This window comes from Aquimarina sp. ERC-38 (genome assembly GCF_026222555.1).
Lineage (GTDB): Bacteria > Bacteroidota > Bacteroidia > Flavobacteriales > Flavobacteriaceae > Aquimarina.
In genome coordinates this window covers 4,304,515-4,326,383 of the sequence record NZ_CP098511.1, presented here as the reverse complement: position 1 = coordinate 4,326,383, position 21,869 = coordinate 4,304,515, and the positions used below count along the sequence as shown (strand labels likewise).

The 21,869-nt window shown below is 35.3% G+C and carries 23 protein-coding genes and 1 riboswitch; of the genes, 9 read left to right on the top strand and 14 right to left on the bottom strand.

Features of this window, described 5'->3' with window-relative positions; all coding sequences use genetic code 11:
• Positions 1-32 precede the first annotated feature (32 nt).
• From NBT05_RS17915 to NBT05_RS17900, 4 genes are all read left to right on the top strand, one after another.
• Positions 33-2,339: a M1 family metallopeptidase gene (locus NBT05_RS17915; protein ID WP_265771268.1), complete on the top strand. Its 2,307-nt coding sequence runs from the start codon at positions 33-35 to the stop codon at positions 2,337-2,339.
• A gap of 337 nt (positions 2,340-2,676) precedes the next feature.
• On the top strand, positions 2,677-2,973 hold the full coding sequence (locus NBT05_RS17910) for a Sec-independent protein translocase subunit TatA/TatB (RefSeq protein ID WP_265771267.1): 297 nt from the start codon (positions 2,677-2,679) through the stop codon (positions 2,971-2,973).
• A gap of 285 nt (positions 2,974-3,258) precedes the next feature.
• Complete coding sequence (locus NBT05_RS17905; protein WP_265771266.1) at positions 3,259-4,737, top strand: S8 family peptidase; 1,479 nt, start codon at positions 3,259-3,261, stop codon at positions 4,735-4,737.
• A 336-nt stretch (positions 4,738-5,073) separates the two neighbouring features.
• Positions 5,074-6,144 (top strand): lactonase family protein, encoded by a 1,071-nt coding sequence (locus NBT05_RS17900; protein ID WP_265771265.1) that lies wholly within the window; start codon positions 5,074-5,076, stop codon positions 6,142-6,144.
• 18 nt (positions 6,145-6,162) lie between these two features.
• Here the strand turns inward: NBT05_RS17900 and NBT05_RS17895 are convergent, their stop codons facing one another.
• Positions 6,163-6,426, bottom strand: coding sequence for a DUF1456 family protein (locus NBT05_RS17895; protein WP_265771263.1), 264 nt, complete (start codon positions 6,424-6,426; stop codon positions 6,163-6,165).
• Positions 6,427-6,543: 117 nt separating this feature from the next.
• On the opposite strand from NBT05_RS17895, the gene NBT05_RS17890 reads away from it, so the two are divergent.
• Positions 6,544-6,945 carry a TerB family tellurite resistance protein gene (locus tag NBT05_RS17890; protein ID WP_265771262.1) on the top strand — a complete coding sequence of 134 codons (402 nt, stop codon included), beginning with the start codon at positions 6,544-6,546 and terminating at the stop codon, positions 6,943-6,945.
• A gap of 85 nt (positions 6,946-7,030) precedes the next feature.
• Here the strand turns inward: NBT05_RS17890 and NBT05_RS17885 are convergent, their stop codons facing one another.
• On the bottom strand, positions 7,031-7,480 hold the full coding sequence (locus NBT05_RS17885) for a GNAT family N-acetyltransferase (RefSeq protein ID WP_265771261.1): 450 nt from the start codon (positions 7,478-7,480) through the stop codon (positions 7,031-7,033).
• Positions 7,481-7,670: 190 nt separating this feature from the next.
• Between NBT05_RS17885 and NBT05_RS17880 the strand changes: the two genes are divergently transcribed.
• The 4 genes from NBT05_RS17880 to NBT05_RS17865 all read left to right on the top strand — a co-directional run bounded on the left by NBT05_RS17880 (position 7,671) and on the right by NBT05_RS17865 (position 10,479).
• Entirely contained in the window at positions 7,671-8,342 is a 672-nt protein-coding gene (locus NBT05_RS17880; RefSeq protein WP_265771260.1) for a hypothetical protein, read from the top strand.
• A 124-nt stretch (positions 8,343-8,466) separates the two neighbouring features.
• Positions 8,467-8,901, top strand: a complete 435-nt coding sequence (locus NBT05_RS17875; protein ID WP_265771259.1) for an Hsp20/alpha crystallin family protein — start codon at positions 8,467-8,469, stop codon at positions 8,899-8,901.
• A 253-nt stretch (positions 8,902-9,154) separates the two neighbouring features.
• Positions 9,155-9,679: an ankyrin repeat domain-containing protein gene (locus NBT05_RS17870; RefSeq protein WP_265771258.1), complete on the top strand. Its 525-nt coding sequence runs from the start codon at positions 9,155-9,157 to the stop codon at positions 9,677-9,679.
• A 2-nt stretch (positions 9,680-9,681) separates the two neighbouring features.
• On the top strand, positions 9,682-10,479 hold the full coding sequence (locus NBT05_RS17865; protein WP_265771257.1) for a T9SS type A sorting domain-containing protein: 798 nt from the start codon (positions 9,682-9,684) through the stop codon (positions 10,477-10,479).
• 230 nt (positions 10,480-10,709) lie between these two features.
• Here NBT05_RS17865 and NBT05_RS17860 read toward each other — a convergent pair whose 3' ends face one another.
• From NBT05_RS17860 to NBT05_RS17805, 12 genes are all read right to left on the bottom strand, one after another.
• Positions 10,710-11,096 carry a hypothetical protein gene (locus NBT05_RS17860; RefSeq protein WP_265771256.1) on the bottom strand — a complete coding sequence of 129 codons (387 nt, stop codon included), beginning with the start codon at positions 11,094-11,096 and terminating at the stop codon, positions 10,710-10,712.
• A 48-nt stretch (positions 11,097-11,144) separates the two neighbouring features.
• On the bottom strand, positions 11,145-11,699 hold the full coding sequence (locus NBT05_RS17855) for an acyl-CoA thioesterase (protein ID WP_265771255.1): 555 nt from the start codon (positions 11,697-11,699) through the stop codon (positions 11,145-11,147).
• A gap of 454 nt (positions 11,700-12,153) precedes the next feature.
• The gene (locus NBT05_RS17850; protein WP_265771254.1) at positions 12,154-12,522 is read right to left on the bottom strand and encodes a 6-phosphogluconate dehydrogenase; all 369 of its coding nucleotides are present in this window, start codon (positions 12,520-12,522) and stop codon (positions 12,154-12,156) included.
• 97 nt (positions 12,523-12,619) lie between these two features.
• Positions 12,620-14,011: a DNA recombination protein RmuC gene (locus NBT05_RS17845; RefSeq protein WP_265771252.1), complete on the bottom strand. Its 1,392-nt coding sequence runs from the start codon at positions 14,009-14,011 to the stop codon at positions 12,620-12,622.
• Positions 14,012-14,209: 198 nt separating this feature from the next.
• Positions 14,210-15,271, bottom strand: a complete 1,062-nt coding sequence (locus NBT05_RS17840; RefSeq protein WP_265771251.1) for a hypothetical protein — start codon at positions 15,269-15,271, stop codon at positions 14,210-14,212.
• Between the two features lie 156 nt (positions 15,272-15,427).
• Entirely contained in the window at positions 15,428-16,231 is an 804-nt protein-coding gene (locus NBT05_RS17835) for an ABC transporter ATP-binding protein (RefSeq protein WP_265771250.1), read from the bottom strand.
• A 17-nt stretch (positions 16,232-16,248) separates the two neighbouring features.
• Positions 16,249-17,277, bottom strand: a complete 1,029-nt coding sequence (locus NBT05_RS17830; RefSeq protein WP_265771249.1) for a FecCD family ABC transporter permease — start codon at positions 17,275-17,277, stop codon at positions 16,249-16,251.
• The gene (locus NBT05_RS17825) at positions 17,264-18,421 is read right to left on the bottom strand and encodes an ABC transporter substrate-binding protein (RefSeq protein ID WP_265771248.1); all 1,158 of its coding nucleotides are present in this window, start codon (positions 18,419-18,421) and stop codon (positions 17,264-17,266) included. Before NBT05_RS17825 ends, NBT05_RS17830 begins: the two co-directional genes overlap by 14 nt.
• Positions 18,422-18,506: 85 nt before the next feature.
• Entirely contained in the window at positions 18,507-19,058 is a 552-nt protein-coding gene (gene cobC / locus NBT05_RS17820; protein ID WP_265771247.1) for an alpha-ribazole phosphatase, read from the bottom strand.
• On the bottom strand, positions 19,043-19,801 hold the full coding sequence (locus NBT05_RS17815; protein ID WP_265771246.1) for an adenosylcobinamide-GDP ribazoletransferase: 759 nt from the start codon (positions 19,799-19,801) through the stop codon (positions 19,043-19,045). Before NBT05_RS17815 ends, cobC begins: the two co-directional genes overlap by 16 nt.
• Positions 19,802-19,816: 15 nt before the next feature.
• On the bottom strand, positions 19,817-20,845 hold the full coding sequence (cobT, locus tag NBT05_RS17810) for a nicotinate-nucleotide--dimethylbenzimidazole phosphoribosyltransferase (protein WP_265771244.1): 1,029 nt from the start codon (positions 20,843-20,845) through the stop codon (positions 19,817-19,819).
• Positions 20,842-21,357 (bottom strand): bifunctional adenosylcobinamide kinase/adenosylcobinamide-phosphate guanylyltransferase, encoded by a 516-nt coding sequence (locus tag NBT05_RS17805; protein ID WP_265771243.1) that lies wholly within the window; start codon positions 21,355-21,357, stop codon positions 20,842-20,844. The genes cobT and NBT05_RS17805 overlap by 4 nt, the downstream gene beginning before the upstream one ends.
• Before the next feature lie 88 nt (positions 21,358-21,445).
• A riboswitch (cobalamin riboswitch) is annotated at positions 21,446-21,869 on the top strand.

The following is a 21,869-nucleotide window of genomic DNA, read 5'->3' as shown; positions in this document are numbered from 1 at the left end:
TTACTTAGATTAATAACTCAACAGGATTTCATATGAAGAAAGCTTATTTTATGATTGCCGTTTTTATGGCGGTATTAGTTTCAAATTCTTATGCTCAGGAAAATAATACTAATCAAAGAGCCTTAGGACATACCAATCAAAACAAGTTTAAGCAACTATATGATGAGTTTGCTACGCCTAATGTATACCGTAACGGTTCCGGGGCTCCTGGGCCTCAATATTATCAGCAACAGGCTGATTATAAAATGGATATCGAACTGGACGATAAAAACGCTAAGTTATATGGTAAAGAAACCATAACCTATCATAATAATTCACCGGACCCCTTAGAGTTTTTATGGGTACAACTGGATCAGAACATGCGGGCAAAGAATTCTAAGACACCGTTAATCCAGGGTGATGGTATTGATCCGGCAACACCTTCTACTTTCTTTAAAAAGAAATATTTGTCAGAACCTTTTGACGGAGGATTTAATATTACTTCTGTAAAAGGAGCAGATGGAAAAAAAATCACCTATATGATCAACAGCACCATGATGCGGGTTGAAATGGATAAGAAGTTAAAACCAGGTGAAAAATTTACTTTTTCAATCGATTGGTGGTATAATATTAATGAACATACTAAAGATCGTGGTCGGTCGGGATATGAAGAGTTTGAAGATGGTAACCGGTCTTTTGTAATCGCACAATTCTATCCCAGGATGGCAGTCTATAACGATGTTGAAGGATGGCAGGTTCATCAGTTTTGGGGTAGAGGAGAGTTTGCTTTGCCTTTTGGGAACTTTGAAGTAAATATTACCGTTCCTGCAGACCATATCCTGGATGCTACAGGCAGACTGAGCAATCGCAAAGAAGTTTTTACTGACGAAATGGTGGCTCGCTATGAAAAAGCTAAGAAATCTTATGACAAACCGGTTTTTATTGTAACTGAAAAAGAAGCAAAAGCAAAAGAAAAGAAATTTGCCGAAGATAAAAAAACCTGGAAGTTCAAAGCAGAAATGGTCAGGGACTTTGGATTTGCTTCTTCCCGAAGGTTTATTTGGGATATGATGGCAGTTAAAGTAGGTCAAAAAGACGTAATGGCCGTATCGCTGTATCCTAAAGAAGGAAACCCTTTATGGGAAGAATGGTCTACTAAAGTAGTGGCAAGTACCTTAAAATCCTATAGTCGGATGACCTTTGATTATCCGTATCACAAAGCGATCTCTGTACATGCAAAAAATCAGGGTATGGAATATCCTATGATTTGCTGGAATTACGGACGTCCTGAACCCAATGGTTCGTATGACGATCGTACCAAATTTGGAATGATGAGTGTGATCATCCATGAAGTAGGTCATAACTTCTTCCCTATGATCGTTAATAGCGACGAACGGCAATGGACCTGGATGGACGAAGGATTAAACACATTTGTACAATACGTAGCCGAACAGGATTTTGGTGAAAACTATCCTAAAGCGGTTGCTCCTAATAAAGCTTATCCTTCTCAAAGGGGGCCGGCAGCTAAAATTGTACCGTATATGAGTGGCGATCAACGCCGTATCTCACCTATTATGACGCAATCCAATAATATCCATCAATTTGGTCCTAATGCGTATTCTAAGCCAGCTACCGGATTAAATATTTTACGGGAAACTGTAATGGGACGAGATCTTTTTGATTACGCTTTTAGAACCTATTCGCAACGCTGGATGTTTAAACATCCTACCCCTGAGGACTTTTTTAGAACGATGGAGGATGCCTCTGCGGTAGACCTGGATTGGTTTTGGAGAGGATGGTTTTATACGACAGACTATACAGATATCGGGGTAGAAGAGGTAAAAAAATTCGTAGTATCAAAAGTACCTACTCTGGAAGCAACAGCCATGGTAAATGCACAAAGTAAATCGGTGAGAACCTATGGTAACAATATCTTTATGGTAGAAGAAGGAGGTAAAGATTATAAACGCCTAAAAGAAAATGGAGCTATTCTGGAAGATCCGGTGACTATGAATGAATATTTAATGGATAATTTTACTAAAGAGGAGAGAGCTACAATTAAACAACCTAAATATTTTTACGAAGTAGTTTTTAACAAACCGGGTGGATTGGTAATGCCCTTAATTGTAGAATATACCTATGATGACGGAACTAAGGAAATGATTACGTATCCGGCAGAAATCTGGAGAAAAAATGACGATCGGGTCAAAAAAGCAATAGCCTCAGAAAAAGCAATTACCAAAATCACGGTGGATCCTAATCTGGAAACGGCAGATATTGATATTACTAATAATAGCTGGCCTTCTTCTAATCAACCTAGTAGGTTTGAAAAATTTAAAGAAAAGGTAAAAGGGCAGTAATCTCTTATTAAAAAAGTAAAGCAAGGTTCGGTTTGTTCATAACAAACCGAACCTTTTTAGTTCATATACCCTTAGTGTTCGGTTAAGCTAGATAATAGCTTAAAAAGTATAGTAGAATAAAGGCGGTTTGTCTTTTAACGCGAATAATTTTATAATCTTAATTTTCAATGTTATAATAATTAGCCTTGATTCTAGAAGCGATAGCGACTCGTCTATCCGCAGGTGGGTCTTAAATCTTTACCAGACATTAATATTAATAAACAACTGTACCCTATCCATCAATTTTTTGGTATACTCTTTACTTTACAAAAAAAGATTCTACGTATCTTTGTAGTCTATGTTTAGCACCTTTTTATTTATTAGTGGTACTGAAATTGCATTTATCATCTTTATTGTAGTAATGGTGTTTGGTGCCGATAAAATTCCCGAAATAGCTCGAGGCTTAGGAAAAGGAATGCGCATTGTTAAGGATGCAACTAATGATATTAAAAGTGAAATCACTAAAAGTGCTGAAAAAAACGGTATCAATTCCGAACTACCAAAATCCGTATCTAATAATGTTTCTGAACAATTTAAAGATGTTAAAAAAGACCTTGACGAAATAACCGGCTCGGTCAAACGTACTTTTAAGTAAAATTACTAATGACATCTGTAATAGCTTTTTGAAAAAGTAAGATTTTAAAATACTAAGAATGGATTCTTTTGATTTTACAATTCTATAAAATTACTTCTCTTTTTTAGATTTATCGATAGCGTTAATACTAATAGCTTTATAAGTTAATAATTTGTGATCTAGATCTCCATTTTACAATGAATTTCACAATAATATTACTAAATTAGCCTATATTTTTATCAATTTACTAATTTAAGTAGTTTTTGGTTCCTATCAATAATTACTTTTAAACTCAACATTTTAAAAATGAAAAAAATTATTGCTTTATGTGTGGGCTTACACCTTTTTATGGCATGCTCAAAAGAAGAAAAAGAAATTGAAGTTTTACAAGACCAGGATTTGTATTCGGTAAAAGAAATTAACGCTTTTATGGAAGATCAAATCAAAACTTTCGGCGATGTAGACTGGAAAAAAGCCGAAGCTAAAATGCTCTATAGTGCAGTCATGCGTGGCGGAGAAGTACTGAGTGTCGGTTACGGAGATAAAGGAGAAAGCTTCTCAAATGGTAGTAAAACTAAAAGTACGTTAAATGCACGACAAAATGTTATGAATATTGTCGCAGAAAACGAAGGAGTGTTGAAATCACGTTTTGAAGAGACAGACGGAGTGTTAAATGTTATTGATGTCCCGATTTCTAAACTCGAAACGGTAAAGGCACTCTTGTCAACTAGTCAAATACGGTACTTGGATCCTATGGGATACAACCAGTTTGCACCCTCCGGACAAGGTTATCAGCAGAAAAACGCAGGCTGTGATATGGTGAACGAACCTATAAACAGTAGAGACGTGAGCAAGATTACACCCAATGCTTTACTACCCTGGAATTTTGCTATTCACAAAATTCCGCAAGCATGGGCAAAGAGTACTGGTGCCGGAGTAACCATCGGGGTTATTGATACCGGGTTGTCTTCAAGTCAGTCATTACTAAATGGTGACATCAATAATGGAGCTTCAAGGGGAAGGTCAGTAAAGCGTTTTGGAACCTATATTGAATCACCATGGCCATGGGCAAAAGGGGTAGATGGTCCGGAAGATCGATGCGGTCATGGTACACAAATGAGTGCAGTAATAGGGTCTCCAAGAAATAATAAAGGAATGCCGGTAGGAGTGGCTTATAATTCAAATTTGGTAGTATACCGGGGTACTTCAGATGTGTTACTTGACGATTTTCACGAAAGAAAAGGAGTAAGTAATGCTTTGGTTGCACTGGCAAATAGGTCTGATGTTAAAATTATATCCATGTCTATTGGTTTCTTATATACCATAGGGAATATTAGGGATGCGGTAAAATACGCTTATAGCAAAGGAAAATTAATTATTTGTGCGGGGGGAACCTCTACTAATTTTACCAATTGGTACGGAATTATTTTTCCGGCTAGTATGAGGGAAACCGTTGCGGTTACCGGAATTAGTGATAATGGATACAAAAGATGTGATATATGTCATGATGGTAATATGGACTTTACCATTGTTATGCAACGTAGGTCTAATCCTGACAGAAACGTACCTGTTTTAGGATTCAATAATGGAACTACTCGCTATTCCAGTGGTTCTTCAGTTGCTACGGCTATGACCTCTGGTATTGCAGCGTTGATCTGGGCAAAAAACCCACGTCTTAACCGAAATCAGGTTTTAGATAAATTAAAAAGGTCAGGAGAATTTTATCCAAGAAGAGATAAACGCTTTGGGTACGGTAATATTAACGCTTTAAAAGCGGTACAATAATAAACTATGTTAGAAATAAAAGCTATCAATGGAATCCGAAGATCCCACTGATAGCTTTTTGTATAAAGATCCATGTTATTTACTGTTGATTTTACTTTAAAAATGAACTAGTACATTCTTCATACCTCTATTTTATAAGATCAAAGTGTACCGGATTACATTTGTTTTAAGAAGTCATATATATCACGAAACAATTAGTAGATTAGCTTTTGAGAGAAATGTAACATGAGTAATACATTCAGATATGTACAGGGGTTAGTAAATTTAAGAAGTATCTATACTACTTTCTTAGTTGCATGCTTTTTCCTAAATTTTAAAAATAGTAACGCACAAAAGATGCATATTTATATAGGTTCATATACAGATGGACATCCGGATAGAGGTATCTACGTATACCAATTTAATATCCGAGAGAATTCGCTTCAAGAAATTCAGGTTATTGATGACCTGGTAAATCCTTCCTTTTTAAAGTTTAATAAAAATAAAACCATATTATTTAGTGTTTCCGAAAGTCAGGGAGATACTCCCGGAAAAATCGCTTCTTTTAGAAGAGACATCAATAGCGGAAAACTAAGTTTGATATCAACTGTTGATTCCGGCGGAAGAAATCCGGTGCATTTAGCTTTAAATCAAGAAGAAACGTACCTAGCTAATTCAAATTACACAGATCCCGGATTGACCCTATATTCTGTAGCTAAAAATGGTGGTTTACAACTGTATACGCAAAAAATAACTTTTGACCAACCTGGAAGCAATGTAGTTAAGAATCGACAAAAGCAAGCGCATATCCATTCTTCTAATTTTACACCAGATCAAAAATATCTGTTAGTTCAAGATTTAGGAAGGGATCGAATTTATAGCTTACAATTTAAACCTAATTATCAGAAACCTTTAGTGCTACAACCTGAAAAAGAGTTTATAGCCAAACCCGGTGCTGGTCCGAGACATTTTACTTTTCACCCTGATGGAAATTTTGCGTACGGGGTAGCTGAATTAAATGGGATGGTTTCGCAATTTAATTATAAAGATGGTGAATTGGAATTTATAGAAGATATATTGTCCTATCAACAGGAGCAAGATTTATATCGAACCGCGGATATTCATTGTTCGCCAGATGGAAAATTTTTGTATGTTTCTAATCGGGGGCCTAAAGAAGATACGGTTGCTATATTTGCTATCAATCAGGAAAACGGAAAATTAACAATTATAGGTCATATTCCAACCTATGGGGTACATCCTCGCAATTTTGGAATATCATCTTCAGGAGACCTACTCATAGTAGCGAATCAGTTTTCAAATAACGTCACTTTTTTCAGGCGAAATGCTACTACAGGTTTGTTACAAAAATTAGAAGATGAAATACAAGTACAGGCTCCTTCCTGTATTGAAATTGTAGAAATAGATTAAAAAGGGTTAAAGCAACTATTACTTTTTTAAAGGAATATGTTTTTCTTGCTTTTTTGTAGGCATAGGACCTCTAAGATGAATGATTAGTCCATTTAAAAAATTACGTAAAATCTGATCCCCACATTCCATATATTTTGGATGGTCTTCTTTTCTAAAAAAAGCTCCCAGTTCGCTTTTAGTAACCTTAAAATCTACTAGCGAACATATCTTAATAATATCATCATCTCTTAATTTATGTGCTACTCGTAATTTTTTAAAAATATCGTTGTTTGTTAATCCCATAAGCCCAAAGATAATTGTTTTCTGTCACACTGATAAAATGAATTATTTTGAGAATAAATGGTGCTTCATTAAGAATTTATTTAGATAAATACTTATTTTTCTGGTTTAAAAAAAAGTATGCATAGCAAAGAAGAAAAATTAAGTTTATTATCAGAGATGATAAGTCTTGCAAAAATAGATGGAGAGGTAAAGGATTCCGAATATCAATTTATTATAGCAGTTGCCGAGCAATTGGGAGTTACTAAAAAGGAATTAGACGACTTGGCTAAAAATGAAGTAGCTCAAAAAATTTTAAAACCTGAAGCCCAGCGAATACTTCAATTCCAAAGACTGGTTTTATTGATGAATATAGACAATCATGCCTCAGAAAAAGAAATACATCTGATTAAGGATTTTGGTTTTAAAATGGGGTTACGTCCGGAAGCTATTAATATGGTTCTGCGTGAAATGCATAACTACCCTAATAAGATGATACCGTCAGACGAGTTGATAAAGATTTTTACGAGATTTTATAATTGATAGGAAATAAGTAAAAATTTATTTATTATTTACATCATTTGATTGGTTGATAAGCAATCTTTACAAATATCCACAATAACGTATGCTATAAATTCAACTCCATCACTGGTAAGAATCGATTTTTAATTAAAGTTGGCTTTTTAGAAATCGTTTTAAAACCAAAATGCTTGTAAAACAATTCGGCATTAGGATCTGAATCAACTACTATTTTCTTTGCCGGACTGTTATTTATCAAAGCTAAAAAGTGTTGCATCAGTTTGCTACCGTACCCTTTACCAATTTCCGAAGGAATTATAAATACAAAGTCAAGATCTATACAAGCATCCGATATTATTTTATATGCATAAAAACCGCAAATGATTTTTTGATCTTCTACAACATATACTCCATTTTCCTGAATATATTCAGAATTGATAGTAAGTTCTTCTCTCCAGGCTTCTAGCTGTTGAATGCTATACCCCCAATATGCTTTTGAAGTAAAAGCAATTTCAGATAATAATGGGGCTTCTTGTGGTAAAGCTTTTCTAATTTGCATATCTAATTACCTGAAAATTATAATTTGCGTTAAAAAGTATATTTTATAAAAGATAGATTTTAATGACCTAATTTAGCAAAAAACTGAAAAGTTGTCTTAATAAAATTTAAAAAAGTGCCTCTTAGTTAGTATCTTTTTTAAAAGTACAGCTACGCTACAAGGAAAGTTTAAACAACTTCAATATGTATTTATGAATAAATCAAGAAAATATCCGTTATTATTGATCTCTTTTTTAGTGATTGCATTGTCAGGGTGTAATAATACTACAAAAACAACTGAAAAAGTTGAAGAAGTAGTAATAGACAAGAAACTTTCCACTGAAAAGCCCATCAATACGAATCAAAATATTAACAAAGTTGCGATTGAATCATCACCGGAAATAAAGAAAATACAGCAGTTATATCAGGAAATAGAAGCTCAACTAGTAAGAAAGGAGATGCGTGAAGATGTAAAAACATATAATTGTCAAGGGAATAAAGGAAGTGGTGAACTAAAACGTTATTATAGAGATAATAAATTACTTTATCTACAAAATGCATATAAGCGTGAAAATCGTTGGGAAGAAATAAATATCTACTTTAAAAAAGGAAGTCCGTTCTTTATTTTTGAAAAATCTGGTAGCTCAGAAGAAATTGAAAAAGTAGACGGTAAAAAACCAAATCGGATTGAAACTATTAAAGAGAAACGCTATTATATAGAAGACGGTAACGTATTACAGCATTTAGAAAAAGAATATAAAAGTAACACCCCAGAAACAGAAATTAAGACTATCCCAAATACAATAATTAAATCAAAAAGTAATAATGAATATCCTAAGGCAGCTGCAATCCCTCAAATGGAAATTGGAAATGTAGGCTGTTAACAAGACAAAAAGTCATTAATGTAAATGAATTATAAGACAAAAAGTCATTAAAATAGTATTGGAATCTGATTTGCTATATATCCAGTGAAATTAAAATTTAAAATAATTAAAAATACATATAGTTATGAGTTTATTAGCAAAGACAAACAGATTACCCGTAGGTTTAGATGATTTTTTTAATACCGATTGGTTTGGAGGAACTACAAATCATGTAAATAGAATAGGATTTAATACTCCGGCAATTAATATTAAAGAAACTGATGATAGCTTTCATATTTATCTAGCAGCACCGGGAGTTGCAAAGGATGATTTTAAAATTGAATTAGATAATGAAAATCTATCAGTTTTTACTGAGAAACAAAATCAGGAGGAGACTTCAAGTGATAAATATACACGTAAGGAATTTGGCTATGCTTCCTTTAAAAGAACCTTTAAACTTCCTGAAAGTATTGACGGTACATCTATCAATGCTGCCTATAATAACGGAATACTAGAAGTGACTTTACCAAAGAAAGAAGAAGCTAAAGTACAACCAAAAAGAATGATTGAGATTTCATAAATATTATTTAGTGTTTACTCATTAAATAGTTAAATTTAAAATGCCTTTCTGCTTTGAAAGGCATTTTGCTTTATACATCTTTTCTTATAAATTAAAAGATCATACAAAATGTAAATTGTAATTTTAAAGCCACCTGTATGTGATGAGCGTGATATAAAGACATGTCTTTAAATTATTAAAATAAAATTTTGTACTACATTGCTGCTCATATTCAATTTTTTTAGTAGTTTTAGCACAACACAAATTACCTGCGATGAAGGTCTTACTAACCTTATTTTTCTTTTCTTTCTTCTCTTTGAGTCAAAGCCAAAGTGCAGTATTTGACGTGGCAAGATCAGGTTCCCTGGAAGATATTGAAAAATTGTATAGAGAAAACCCCGAGGTTATTGATTCGGTAAATGATAGTGGATATACACCACTAATTCTTGCAGCCTATCGTGGAAACCAGGAAGTTGCTTCTTTTCTAGCTAAAAGGTGTACTACTATTGATTATATTAGTGGAGACGGTACAGCTTTAATGGCAGCAGCAGTTAAAGGGGATCATTTTATTACTGAAAAGATTTTAGAAAATAAGGCGGATCCTAATATTACTGATACTAAAAATACAACAGCCCTACATTACGCAGTGATGTTCGGGCATGTTGGGATTGTTGAACTTTTATTAGAAGCTGGCGCAGTTACCTCCATAAAAGATGCTTCGGGAAGTACCGTACATGTTCATGCATCTCGACTTCAAAATGAAGCTATATTAGAATTATTAAATAACACAAAACTTTAAAAATGAAAAAACTCATACAAACACGATTGTTTTACATTTTAGTAGCACTCTTTGGTCTAATTGGAAATGCTCAGATTAGAAGTACCGGCGAAGTCATTCTAAGAGATGATAATGTTGCAACATTAACCGTTCAATTAGATTTGGATATTGACAACTCAATGGTTATAATGAGATTAGTAGGTCCTGAAAACCGTTGGTTCGGAGTATCTTTTGATGTAGATGTTTCACAAATGTTGCCAGACAAAGATTGTGTTTATATCAGCGAGGGGGAACTTGTTGATTCTGAAATTGTTGGTTTTGATCCACCTGTAGTGGACGCTAATAACAACTGGACGGTGACCTCTAATTCAATTAGTAACGGGCAACGTACTGTTGTTGCATCCAGAGCTTTAGACACCGGAGATCCTACGGATTATGTATTTGAAGAAAATCTTACCGGCCTGGGAATGATTTTTGCACACGGTAGAAATGCAGGTGACACTGAAATCGCTAGGCATGGAGGAGCTAATGCTGGAGTGGTAACTGCTTCTTTTGAAACTCTATCCGTTAAAGAATTAGATGCTTCTGTTTTAACAATGTATCCTAATCCGGTAAAAAATAAACTACAAATAGAAATTAAGGATGGAAACAATCCTAAGTTAACAGTAATGGATTATTTAGGAAAAACGGTTAAAATCCAACCTTTAAAGGTAGTGGCAAACACGTATCAGTTAGAAGTAAGTGATTTAGCTAAAGGTATGTATTTATTAAAATTAGAAACAAAAAATGGTCAATTGACTAAAAAGTTTATGAAGTATTAAATCCCAGACTTCTAAACTCCAATAAACAAGACTAAACCCGGGTTTATAAGTTTTATAAAATATTAAATTACTGAAAAAACCCACTTGCAAAACAGGTGGGTTTATTTTATAGCTATACTATTGCTACAGGTTTCTTAAATAAAGAAATAGCACGGGAACGAGGCACCTTTAAGGTTGACAATTATCCCTCTCACTCCTTGTAAAAAACACCTTTAGAGAAAGTATGATTCTTAATTTTTCAATCCGTCTGCAATCCAGTCTTCAATCAGGAGAATTTTTTCATCGGCAATTTTTCCGGTAGGGGGCATCACGTTATTCGTACTCTTTAAACGACCTAACAGGTTACCTTTTTGTACACCTTCCACTACAGATTCGTAGTTCGCTAAGGTAGTTGGGGCTTGAGTAGGCGGATTGCCGTGACAACGTAAACATTCAGCGTCAATAATTGCTTTTACTTGACCCGTATAGCTGGTAGTTTGATCAGGAATGGGATTAAGATCTACAGTCTCATCCGGAATTGTTACTTCTTCTTCAGGTTCGGAGTTTTCATCTTCGGAGCAACCGGTATGAAGTGCCATGGTACATAGGATAATACCCAGCATATATACATTTTTCATTCTTATAGATTTTGAGGTACTACAAGGTACAAAAAAAGTGTAATAAATTTAAGCTTCTATTCCTTGTAACTTTACATGGTAATCCTTAAGTACTTCCAGATGCTCCTGCCATTTAAATTCTGAGGCTTTAAACATACCTTGCCGTTCCTGGGCATCTTCTTTTCTAATAATAGTTCTTACAAACCTGCGAATACTGGTGGGAGAATCTAAAATAAGACCGGGAACTTCTACACTGCGCCCTTCCAGGTTTCTGGCAACCATCGTAAAATAACTACTATTACAGTGTTTTACCTTCCCGGTTTGTATATGTTCGGCTTCTACCCGTACACCTACTACCATGGAGGTCCTGCCCACATGATTTACAGACGCCTTTAAGGTCACTAGTTCGCCGACTTCAATAGGTTTTTTAAAATCAACTTTATCTACACTGGCTGTAACGCAATATGCCTCAGAATGTTTAGAAGCACAGGCAAAAGCAATTTGATCCATTAAGGATAAAATATAACCTCCATGTATTTTTCCGCTAAAATTAGAATGGGAGGGAAGCATTAATTCTGATATGGTAATACGAGATTCTTTGGCTAATTTAAATTTGGAATTCATTTGGTTTGGTAATTGAATGATAGGTTTACAACAAATTTTTTAAGTAATTGACTTATTAAAAATTATAGTCGCTTGTTAAGAGTTATTTCATTTTTGTGTTATTAAGTTATTTTATTATTGAGTTACTGAATTATTATGTTACTAAGTTATTATGATGAGGGGGGTTAGTAAAAACCAAACTAAAAATATTGGCTATTATTTTTTAGATCCTATATTTTGTATATTTTGTTTCCTAAGTTTTAAGTCCTGATTTTTGTTTCCTGTTTCTTGAGTTTTACCTTCTATTTCTTAAGCCTCATCTTCCATTTCCTATTTTATAAGTGACAAGTCCTGTTACCTTACATCTTGATTCCTGCCCTTTTTAATAAATTCTATTTCTATCTCCTTGATTCCTGCTTCCTAAAGCAATAGCAATCTTGAATATTTACAAATACTCTTATTATATTTTACAAAACTACCGGTTACGAATATGCGGAGAAGCTTCTTCTTCCACTTCGGTTACAAAATACTCGGTGTCGCCCAACCATTTAATTTTTCCGAAACGTTCAATATATTCTACTTTTACATAACGCCCCTGGAATTCCTGTAATTTCTGAATAACATCTTTATGTTTTTCTTCTACCGAGAAACTAAAAATTTGTGCCCCGGAAATTCCCTGGCTGATTTCTCCTTCCCAGGTTTTAAATATAATTCCTTTATGACTAAATTTAATAAGTTCTCCGCTACGATTTCCTTTGCTAAAAGTAGCAAAATAGATGACCGAAAACCAAATTAGAAAAAGCAAACCAATAGTTCCTAAAATAATACCTAAAACCTTTTTCATAGTAAAATGCCAAAATTAGATGGTGAATTTAAGGAGTGAAAGATACTATTTATTTTGATGCTATAGGGATGCAATCCATGGAACTAACGGACTATCTTTAATCAAAAAGATCTTCTTCGGACTTTTTAATCCAGGTTTCAGGAACACTCTTTTTTGCCTTGGCTCCCATCTTTTTTAGTTTATCCGCACTCTGGATAAGATTTCCACGTCCGGAAGATAATTTTTTCATAGCGGCATCGTACTCACCTTTAGAATCATTGATACGTTTACCCACTCGTTCCAGATCTGTTAACAACCCGGTAAATTTATCATAAAGGGCACCTGCCTGTCGGGCAATTTCTATGGCATTTTGTTGTTGTTTTTCATTATTCCACATGGTATCAATGGTTCTAAGGGTAGCTAATAAAGTTGCCGGGGTTACAATCACAATATTTTTTTCAAAAGCTTGATTGTAAAGACTAGGTTCGCTATTAATGGCTAGTGCAAATGCTGGTTCAATCGGTATAAATAGCAATACAAAGTCCGGAGAGTCCGTTTCGTATAAATCCTCGTAACTTTTAGATGACAATTGATCGACATGTTTTTTTATCGAAATCAGGTGTTGTTTTAAAAAAGTGGTTTTAAGCAGTTCATCATCTTGATTGACGTATTTTTCATAGGCAGTTAAGGATACTTTAGAATCCACGATCATTCTTTTCTTATCCGGAAGGTAAATGACTACATCAGGGAGTACTTTAGTACCATCTTCACGGGTAAAACTTTTTTGTACAAAATACTCCCGGTCTTTTTCTAGTCCGGATTTTTCCAGCACCCGTTCTAATACTAATTCTCCCCAATTTCCTTGTAACTTACTATCACCTTTTAAAGCTTTGGTAAGATTAAGGGTCTCTTTACTCATTTGTAGATTCACTTCTCTTAGCCCTACAATTTGTTGTCGTAATGCTGCATGGTAGTCAATACTTTCTTTATGCGTTTGATCAACCTTATTTTCAAAAAGTTTAATTTTTTCCTGTAGCGGATGTAGGATGTGTTGCAAGTTTTCTTTATTCTGAGCAGTAAATTTAATAGATTTCTCTTCTAGTATTCTATTAGCCAGGTTCTCAAATTCTTTTGAAAAACGTTTTTGTAGATTCGCTACTTCTTCCTTCTGTTCTTTATGTTGCACTTTTAAGGTATCAAACTCTGAGTTTTTTCTAGCTAGCTCGGTTTGTAAAAAATCCTTTTCTCGCCGGATGCCTTCCCGGTCTGTTTTTATTTCAGTAAGTTGTTTTTCTAATTGAGCGGAGTACTGTCCATGTTGTTCTGCTAGCGTATGTAGTTGATGGGTTTGAAATGTCTTTAATTCTTCCAGTTGCTTTTGTAAATGAAGGTTCCGTTCTTCCAGAATTTTACGAATACTTTGAGATTTTAAAAGGTGGATCAAGTAGCCCAAAATAATCCCAATTACGAGTGCTATACTTAAGTAAATTAGAGTTTGGGATGTCAACATAAATACATATACTAATAATGAATCTTAAGGAAGTAGTATGTACGAAGATATAAAAAGACCATACAGTGAACTACTTGCCAAACATAAAAAATCCGGATGTATTATAAAATCACTTTGGTAAGCTACTTTATAACAAATCCGGACTAAATATGAAATCAGACTGTTTTTATAAGTCTGTTACAGCCTCTTTGCTAGAAACTATACCTGTACTTTAACAAGAATGGTAATTGCTCCGTCATTACCAAAAGTTCCGTTTACATTTAACACTAAAATCAATCCTTTATGACCATAACTATCTATAAATTCTACGATCTGACCTTCTTCTAAATTATTTATCCTTTCTCTGGTTAGGGGGCCAATACCATTAAGTTCATCACCAGTTGATATGGCTTCAAATTCCTCAAAACTTAAGTTAGAAGCTCCAAAAAAGAAAGTATTTAATTCTTCTTGCGGTACTCCGGTTAAAGCGGAAATCGCAGAATCCGGTTCACCATCACCATTAGTATCAAATAGTGCCGGAAAGTTAGAAGCAGAAGCTAAAGAAGCTTTACCTGTATTTCCATAGTAATATCCGAAATCCCAAAGGGCAGCAAACTCTTCACCATCACTAATTTTATATACAGTTTCATTAAATAATGATATAAAAGTATTAGAACTACCATCTAATAAAGGTGCTGCTAGCATTGTAGCTTCAAAAGTTTTTAACCCACTGGTGGAATTTACTGCTTCACCGTATTCTAGGGTAACTGTACCAACTACTTCAGCCCCTAATGCATTTCTTTTACTTACATCTCTAAAATCACCCCGACCGGTAGTAGTCCATAAAGTATATTCAACCGTACCATTACTAAGTAGTGGTTTATCCAGTCTGATTTGGAATTCAAATTCTTTTTTATCATCTCCTTTTAAGTCAACAGAACCATCGGCTTTATCGTCAATTTCGATTCCCTCTGTTTTATTATTTAAGTCATATACTTCAATTCCGCTATTAGCAACATCCCGGGTGATATACAAACGCCTCATATTTTCAGTGGTGGTAGCAAATCTAACTTTCACTAATACTGAATTTTCTTCGATATTGTCAGCGTTCAGTACTACATTTCTATTATCTCCGGCACCACTTTCAGTCACGATAAGGTTTCCGTCAAATTCTGACTCTTCTTCGGTAACTACCAGGTCATCATTGTCATCACTACAGCTTGTAAAAAAGGGGAGGATACTGACCAACAAAATAATTGCACTAGTCTTAAAATTTTTCATAATTTTTATAGTTTAGGTATAGATGCAAATATATCTAGTATATATCATAAACTAAAATGAATTTCACCCGAATATTCTGTGTTTAATCCGTAGAAAAAATAATAATTTATTAAGAATGTGATAATTAATATGGTGTAAATACAAACGTATTGCCTTTTAACTCCGCAATAAATATCGTTCTGAGCTTTCATCGAAAATGATCAGATCATCCGGGAAAAGTTCATGAAAGGCACGACATGCAATGAGTTCTTTAGGACGACCATATTCCGTCCTGTCTTTATTCATCACAATCATTTTATCACATACCTGAATAGAAAAATCAATCTCATGGGTAGAAAATAAAATTGTCTTTTTAAGTTCAAACGATAGCCGCCTTAATAATTTTAAAATATAAGCCCGGTAATGCACATCCAGGTGGGTAGTAGGTTCATCCAAAATAATTAAAGGGGTGTCTTGTGCGATAGCTCTGGCAATCATGACTTTTTGCAATTGACCGTCACTAAGTTCGTAGCATTTACGATGTACAATATCTTGAATATGGGTGATTTCAATCGCACTTTTCACTTTGACAATATCTTCTTCAGTTAAGCTTCCCACCCAATTGGTGTACGGATGCCTTCCCAAAGCTACTAATTCCTGTACGCTTATGTGTTTAGACGCCGGTGCCTCGGTAAGCACTACACTTAAAAGCTTTGACAGCTCAAGGGGTTCGTATTGCTGAATATTTCGATTATTTAAGTGTATTTCTCCATGCAAAGGAGGTAAAATGCCACAAAAGGTTTTTAATAGGGTAGACTTTCCAATACCATTAGCACCCACTAGCCCAATCAATTCTCCTTGTTGTAGTTTTAAATTAATGTCTGCCTCAACCACATTGAGACCGGATTTTTCATGATACCCGATAGTGAGTTCTAGTGCTTGAAGAATACTATTTTTATGTTCCGGAGTAATTGGTTTCATCTTACGGATTAAAGAAGTTAAAACAATAATTTTCGCTTTTTTACCAGTAACCAGATCACAACCGGTGCTCCGATAATTGCAGTTACAGCGTTAATAGGTAAGGTTAATGGTAAGCCCGGTAGCTGGGCAATAGTATCACATAGTAACAAAAGAATACTCCCGGTCAAAAAAACCGTCGGAAGACTTATCTGGTGATCTGAAGTTTTAACAAGCAAACGGGTCAGATGCGGAATTGCCAAACCAATAAAGGCAATGGGACCGGCAAAAGCGGTAACCCCACCAGCTAACAATCCGGTAGATATAATTACTAATATTTTGATTTTTTGAATGGATATACCAGTGCTTTTAGCGTAATTCTCGCCTAATAATAATAAGTTTAAAGGTTTGATGCAAAAAAGAATAATGAGAATACCCAAAACAGAAGTGATTAAATAATACAGTAAATCTGCCCAGGAAACATTACCCAGGCTACCCAGACTCCAAAAGATGTAGCGTTGCAAGAGTTCAGCCGGAGCAAAGTATGATAAAATACCTACCACTGCTGCCGTCATACTACCGAACATTAATCCAATAATAAGTATAGACATGGTATCTTTTACTTTTCGGGAAACTAATAAAACAATAGTTAACAATATCATGCTCCCTAAACTGGAAGCGATAATTAGTTGCCAATTCGGAATAAAAAACGAAGTTTCTGTAAAAATAAATGCACCTCCTAAAATCAATATGGCAACGCCTAAACTTGCTCCTGAACTAATACCCAGGACAAAAGGCCCGGCTAACGGATTCCTAAAAAAGGTCTGCATAACCAATCCGGAAACTCCCAGGCAACCTCCGGTTAAAATTGCCGTACATGCCTTGGGAATACGATAAGATAAAATAATAATACGCCAGGACTCTTTTTCAACCGGACCATTGATAAAACTATTGCCGATAGCTGACCAGGGGATGATCACCGAACCTAAGCTTACATTTAAAATAAAACAAAAGATCAGGGTAACGGATAATATGATAAAATAAAATCTATGTTTCTTATTTGGGGTCAACGTTCTGGTTTAATTGCTTGAAAAAGTATAAATCATAATCTGGTAGTACTCCCGGATGCCCGATTTTAATCAGGTCTTTTAAAATTAAATCCGGTCGTAATGAACCTAATTCATAAAAGTCAGTACCACTTCCGGAACCTTTATTAAAAGTAGAATATACGTTTTTATTTTCAAATGCAGTAAAGAGTTCATATTTACTGTTTTCTTCATAAAGCTCTTTTAAAGATGATAAAGTTTTAGTAGTGATCCAGATATCGGCATCTTGTGCTTTATCCAATACCTCTTCAATACTTAAGGATAAACTACCGGTTTGTTTGGTTTGTGCCCAGGCATAAGACAAGCTTGCATCCTTATAAAACTTTGCCATATAACTATCTCCTCCTGGTACATACCATACATCTTTAAAAAGGGAGCCAGGTAGTATCGTAGCCTTTTTCGTTAGAGCTTTTACCTTATCAGCAGTAGTTTTATATTCCTTTTTTATCGTATTAAAAACCGTTTTTGCCTTATCTTCTTTATGAAAAAACGAAGCGATAAACCTAATCCATTCCGTTCTGCCCAGCGGATGTTGCTCTAGCCAGGAACCATTTATCACCACTGGAATACCGGATTTTTTTAGCAGTTCATACGTGGCGTTTTGTCCGGTAGTAGAAAACCCGATAACCAGATTAGGATTCAATTCTAGTAAAGCTTCTACGTTTATATTTTGTTCGTTTCCTAGCTCCGTTACCTTCCCATCAATTACTCTTTTCCTGGTCTTTTCTGAAGAAATATATTGCGTTTGTGGGAAACCTACTAGTAGCGAATCAATTTCCAAGACTTCTAACATAGGAATATCTGTGGTCGAAGTCACTACTACCGATTGTACCGGAGTCCCAATAAAAGTAGCATCAATATTAATCTTAGGTTTTTTTGAATTTTTAGGATATAGGATGTAATGCAAAGTGTCTTTAGCTTCCGGCCAGGGGGCGGTTACCTTGATATGTCGATAATTATCATGTTGGGTAATGGTAAACCCGTTTGCATAAGTAATATTTAATTCACTAATACTATCCGTAGGGGAAGCTTGAATCTTTTTTGTATCTGTTTTACAGGAATAGCAAAGCAAATTAAAGATAAATAAAATGATAGGAAGTAGGCGCATTGCATCCGTTTATCAATTAGGCGCTAATATACAGAATCCTTTGTAGTCAGGTTTTATAAGCTAGAAGCTAAGATCAATCTTACTTTTAGTCAATAATAGTCAATTTTTTATCGGCATACTGAATTTTAAACACCTGCCCGTATGCTACAGTAAGGCTAAAGGAATCTTTAAGCGGAATTTCTTTAAGGTTAGATAAGATAATACGTAGCGGAGAAGCATGGGTACAAATAATAACTGACTTTGAAGAACTTTGTAAAATTTCCGTAAAACTTGCAAGCACCCGTTTTTGAACAGCTTCATAGGATTCCCCACTAGGAGGGGCTACACTTACAAAGTTCTTCATCCAGGGTTCCATTTCGTTTTGAGGGATAGCATCCCAGGCTTGTAATTCCCAGGTACCAAAATTGACTTCCCGTAATCGGGAATCTTGTATAACGGGCAAGCCGAAGCTGTTTGCTAACTGCATACACCTTTGTAACGGACTGCTATAAATTACGGTAGATGCATCTAATGGTATTTGCTTTTGAATTTCTTTAACTTCTGAAGAAAAAGTAGCCGCCACTCCAATATCTGATTGACCGTAACAAATCCCTTTTTGAATATCGGGAGTAGTATGCCGAATTAGGTGAATTTCCATAGGATAAGTATACTAAGGTAAAAAATTACTTCACTCACTTGTTGTACCGCTCCGGCACAGTCTCCGGTTTGTCCGCCAATCCATTTGGTAAATTTATTTCCCAAATACATTTTTGATAAATACATAGGAAGGAGACATAAGAAAACTAAGGGATTCCTAAAGAAAATAAAGGGAAGTACACCAAAAAATCCGCTAATAAGTAGCATTTTAGTATTCATACCTTGAGCTGCCGGTTTGGCTTTGCTATCCGTATCCCGAACGTATGGATGTGTATAGATAAGTGTAGTAGCAATAAACCGGCTCGAACTATGTCCGCTAATAAGCGTAATCGGAATCCAGTGTATTGGTATTTCCGTCAAAGCTAGTATTTTTACTCCTAATAACAGCACTAATCCGATGGTTCCATAGGTACCCAAGCGTGAATCCTTCATGATTAGTAGTATTTTTTCTTTAGTCCATCCGCCACCAAAACCATCACATACATCGGCAAACCCATCTTCGTGAAAGGCACCCGTCGTATAAACCGTCGCAATTACTGAAGAAATAATTGCCAACGGAATAGAAACTATAAAATGGCTGAGGTAGAAAGTAATGGCGCCTATACTACCAACAAGGATACCGACCAGCGGAAAATATTTAGAACTTTTTTGAAGATACCCGGGTTCGTGCCCTACCCATTTCGGACAGGGAATCCGGGTAAAAAACATCAATGCAGTAAAAAAGATACGTATTTCTTCTTTCAAAAGATAGAATTAAGGTTAATTTGCATCCGAAACCTGCGCCGACTCAAAACTTGCCATTTCGTTTAAAAAACCTATTGCAGATTGAAGTAAAGGATAAGCTAAAGCGACTCCGGTACCTTCTCCCAATCGAAGTCTCAGGTTTAGTAATGCTTTTTTATTAAGATATTCTAACATCTTTTGATGTCCGGATTCATCAGAAGTATGGGTGGCAATACAATAGTCCAGACAATTTTTATTAAAAGCATAGGCTCCTAATAACGCAGCGGTCACAATAAAACCATCGATTAAAATAGTCATCCTAAATTGAGCGGCTTTTAGAATAGCCCCGGTAATCATGACCATCTCAAAACCTCCGAAAGTCCGTAAGGCTTCTTCAGGAGAATACGGCTGGTATTTATTAATAACAGCTTCTAATATCTTGGTTTTATTACGAATACCTTCGGCAGTAAGGCCGGTACCAGCACCCACACATTGATCTATGGGTTCGTTTAAAAAATAAGCCATCAATAGGGATGCAGAAGAGGTGTTGCCAATTCCCATTTCTCCAAATCCAATACAATTACTCCCTTGATCAAATATTTGTTGTACCAATGCTCCGCCTTTTTCTAAAGCTTCCTGATATTCTGCTATGGACATTGCAGGTTCTTCCTGATAATTTTTAGTGCCTTTATTGACTTTAAGGTGTAGCAGGTTTTCGTTTTGATCAAAATCGTAATTCACGCCGGCATCTACGACTTTTAAATTAATATCATGTTGCTTGCAAAACACGTTAATAGCGGCTCCGCCCCGTAAAAAGTTCAGTACCATTTGGGCGGTAACTTCTTGCGGATAAGGATTTACCTCTCCGTGAGTAGCAATCCCATGATCTCCGGCAAAAACAATAAGTGTGGGATTTTTTAAAAAAGGTGCCACCGTCTGTTGAATTAAACTGATTTGCAACGCTACTTCTTCTAAAACACCTAATGAACCCGGGGGTTTTGTCTTAGTATCAATCAGATGCTGAACTTTAGCTTCCAGTGCCTTATTTTGAATTTTGTCAATCATTCTTCGTCTTTTAAAATCATAGGCAAACCCGAAACCATTAAGATAGCCTTATGTGCATGTTGGGCAATGTATTGGTTCATCCAACCTTGTAATTCTGTAAATTTTCTCCCTATTTGGGTAGTAGCATGAACGCCCATACCGATTTCGTTAGAAATGATAATTAATGTAGCATTGATCGTTATTAATTTGTCAAATTCGGATTTTGCCAGTGCCAGGGATTTTTTCAAATCATTTTTTGTATCTACATAATAATTGGTTAACCACAAGGTTACGCAATCAATAACGGTGACGCTATTTTCTTTAATTACCGAGGCAAGTTCTTTCTCTTCTTCCATCGAATTCCACGGGGCAGGCCGATCTGCAACGTGGCGGTCAATACGTTTTTGATGATCTGCATCCCATATTCTGGAAGTTGCCAGATACCAGGGGGTAGGAGACAAGCTTAAGGCAAGTTCCTGAGCGTACCTGCTTTTTCCTGAACGTTCTCCCCCGGTGATGTAATAAAGTTTCATGAAATGTGTTCGGTGCTTTTGGGTATAAAGGTATAGGTAATTCTCAATTCTTATTAAAAACGTAGCAGACTTTTGTGTAAATTATAATACATTCGCATCGAATTTTGGTTTTAAAGCTTTGGTAAAGCTGAAAATTAAAAGGGAATCCGATACTTTAATTTGTATCTATATTGGTCATACGTTTAGTAAAAAGCGTCAATTCGAGTGTTTTTTGTAATGAAATGGAAAAAAACGTATCGAGAATAGCTTTTAACTATAATCCTTGTTCTCGATACACTTCTTCCTTTGGTCGAAGCACTCGAACTGACGGATTATACCAAAAGTGATAAACAAATGTACCTGGTTAAGAACTATAAATTGGAAAAGCCGGAGCTGTTCCCGCAACTGTATACTTAGTCCGCCGTAGGCGGATGTTTGTTATCCTACTACAATACCACTGTTTGTTAATAACGAATGGGAAGGTTGGTAACAAAACGTGAGCCAGGAGACCTGCCATTATTCTCAGGTAATTA

Coding starts and splice junctions, on each gene's coding strand:
- NBT05_RS17875 (WP_265771259.1), top strand. CDS start 8,467: ATGAGTTTATTAGCAAAGACAAACAGATTACCCGTAGGTTTAGATGAT.
- NBT05_RS17900 (WP_265771265.1), top strand. CDS start 5,074: ATGCATATTTATATAGGTTCATATACAGATGGACATCCGGATAGAGGT.
- NBT05_RS17805 (WP_265771243.1), bottom strand. CDS start 21,357: ATGAAACTTTATTACATCACCGGGGGAGAACGTTCAGGAAAAAGCAGG.
- NBT05_RS17895 (WP_265771263.1), bottom strand. CDS start 6,426: ATGGGATTAACAAACAACGATATTTTTAAAAAATTACGAGTAGCACAT.
- NBT05_RS17905 (WP_265771266.1), top strand. CDS start 3,259: ATGAAAAAAATTATTGCTTTATGTGTGGGCTTACACCTTTTTATGGCA.
- NBT05_RS17855 (WP_265771255.1), bottom strand. CDS start 11,699: ATGAATTCCAAATTTAAATTAGCCAAAGAATCTCGTATTACCATATCA.
- NBT05_RS17915 (WP_265771268.1), top strand. CDS start 33: ATGAAGAAAGCTTATTTTATGATTGCCGTTTTTATGGCGGTATTAGTT.
- NBT05_RS17865 (WP_265771257.1), top strand. CDS start 9,682: ATGAAAAAACTCATACAAACACGATTGTTTTACATTTTAGTAGCACTC.
- NBT05_RS17835 (WP_265771250.1), bottom strand. CDS start 16,231: ATGAAACCAATTACTCCGGAACATAAAAATAGTATTCTTCAAGCACTA.
- cobC (WP_265771247.1), bottom strand. CDS start 19,058: ATGGAAATTCACCTAATTCGGCATACTACTCCCGATATTCAAAAAGGG.
- NBT05_RS17890 (WP_265771262.1), top strand. CDS start 6,544: ATGCATAGCAAAGAAGAAAAATTAAGTTTATTATCAGAGATGATAAGT.
- cobT (WP_265771244.1), bottom strand. CDS start 20,845: ATGATTGACAAAATTCAAAATAAGGCACTGGAAGCTAAAGTTCAGCAT.
- NBT05_RS17860 (WP_265771256.1), bottom strand. CDS start 11,096: ATGAAAAATGTATATATGCTGGGTATTATCCTATGTACCATGGCACTT.
- NBT05_RS17840 (WP_265771251.1), bottom strand. CDS start 15,271: ATGAAAAATTTTAAGACTAGTGCAATTATTTTGTTGGTCAGTATCCTC.
- NBT05_RS17880 (WP_265771260.1), top strand. CDS start 7,671: ATGAATAAATCAAGAAAATATCCGTTATTATTGATCTCTTTTTTAGTG.
- NBT05_RS17885 (WP_265771261.1), bottom strand. CDS start 7,480: ATGCAAATTAGAAAAGCTTTACCACAAGAAGCCCCATTATTATCTGAA.
- NBT05_RS17870 (WP_265771258.1), top strand. CDS start 9,155: ATGAAGGTCTTACTAACCTTATTTTTCTTTTCTTTCTTCTCTTTGAGT.
- NBT05_RS17850 (WP_265771254.1), bottom strand. CDS start 12,522: ATGAAAAAGGTTTTAGGTATTATTTTAGGAACTATTGGTTTGCTTTTT.
- NBT05_RS17845 (WP_265771252.1), bottom strand. CDS start 14,011: ATGTTGACATCCCAAACTCTAATTTACTTAAGTATAGCACTCGTAATT.
- NBT05_RS17910 (WP_265771267.1), top strand. CDS start 2,677: ATGTTTAGCACCTTTTTATTTATTAGTGGTACTGAAATTGCATTTATC.
- NBT05_RS17825 (WP_265771248.1), bottom strand. CDS start 18,421: ATGCGCCTACTTCCTATCATTTTATTTATCTTTAATTTGCTTTGCTAT.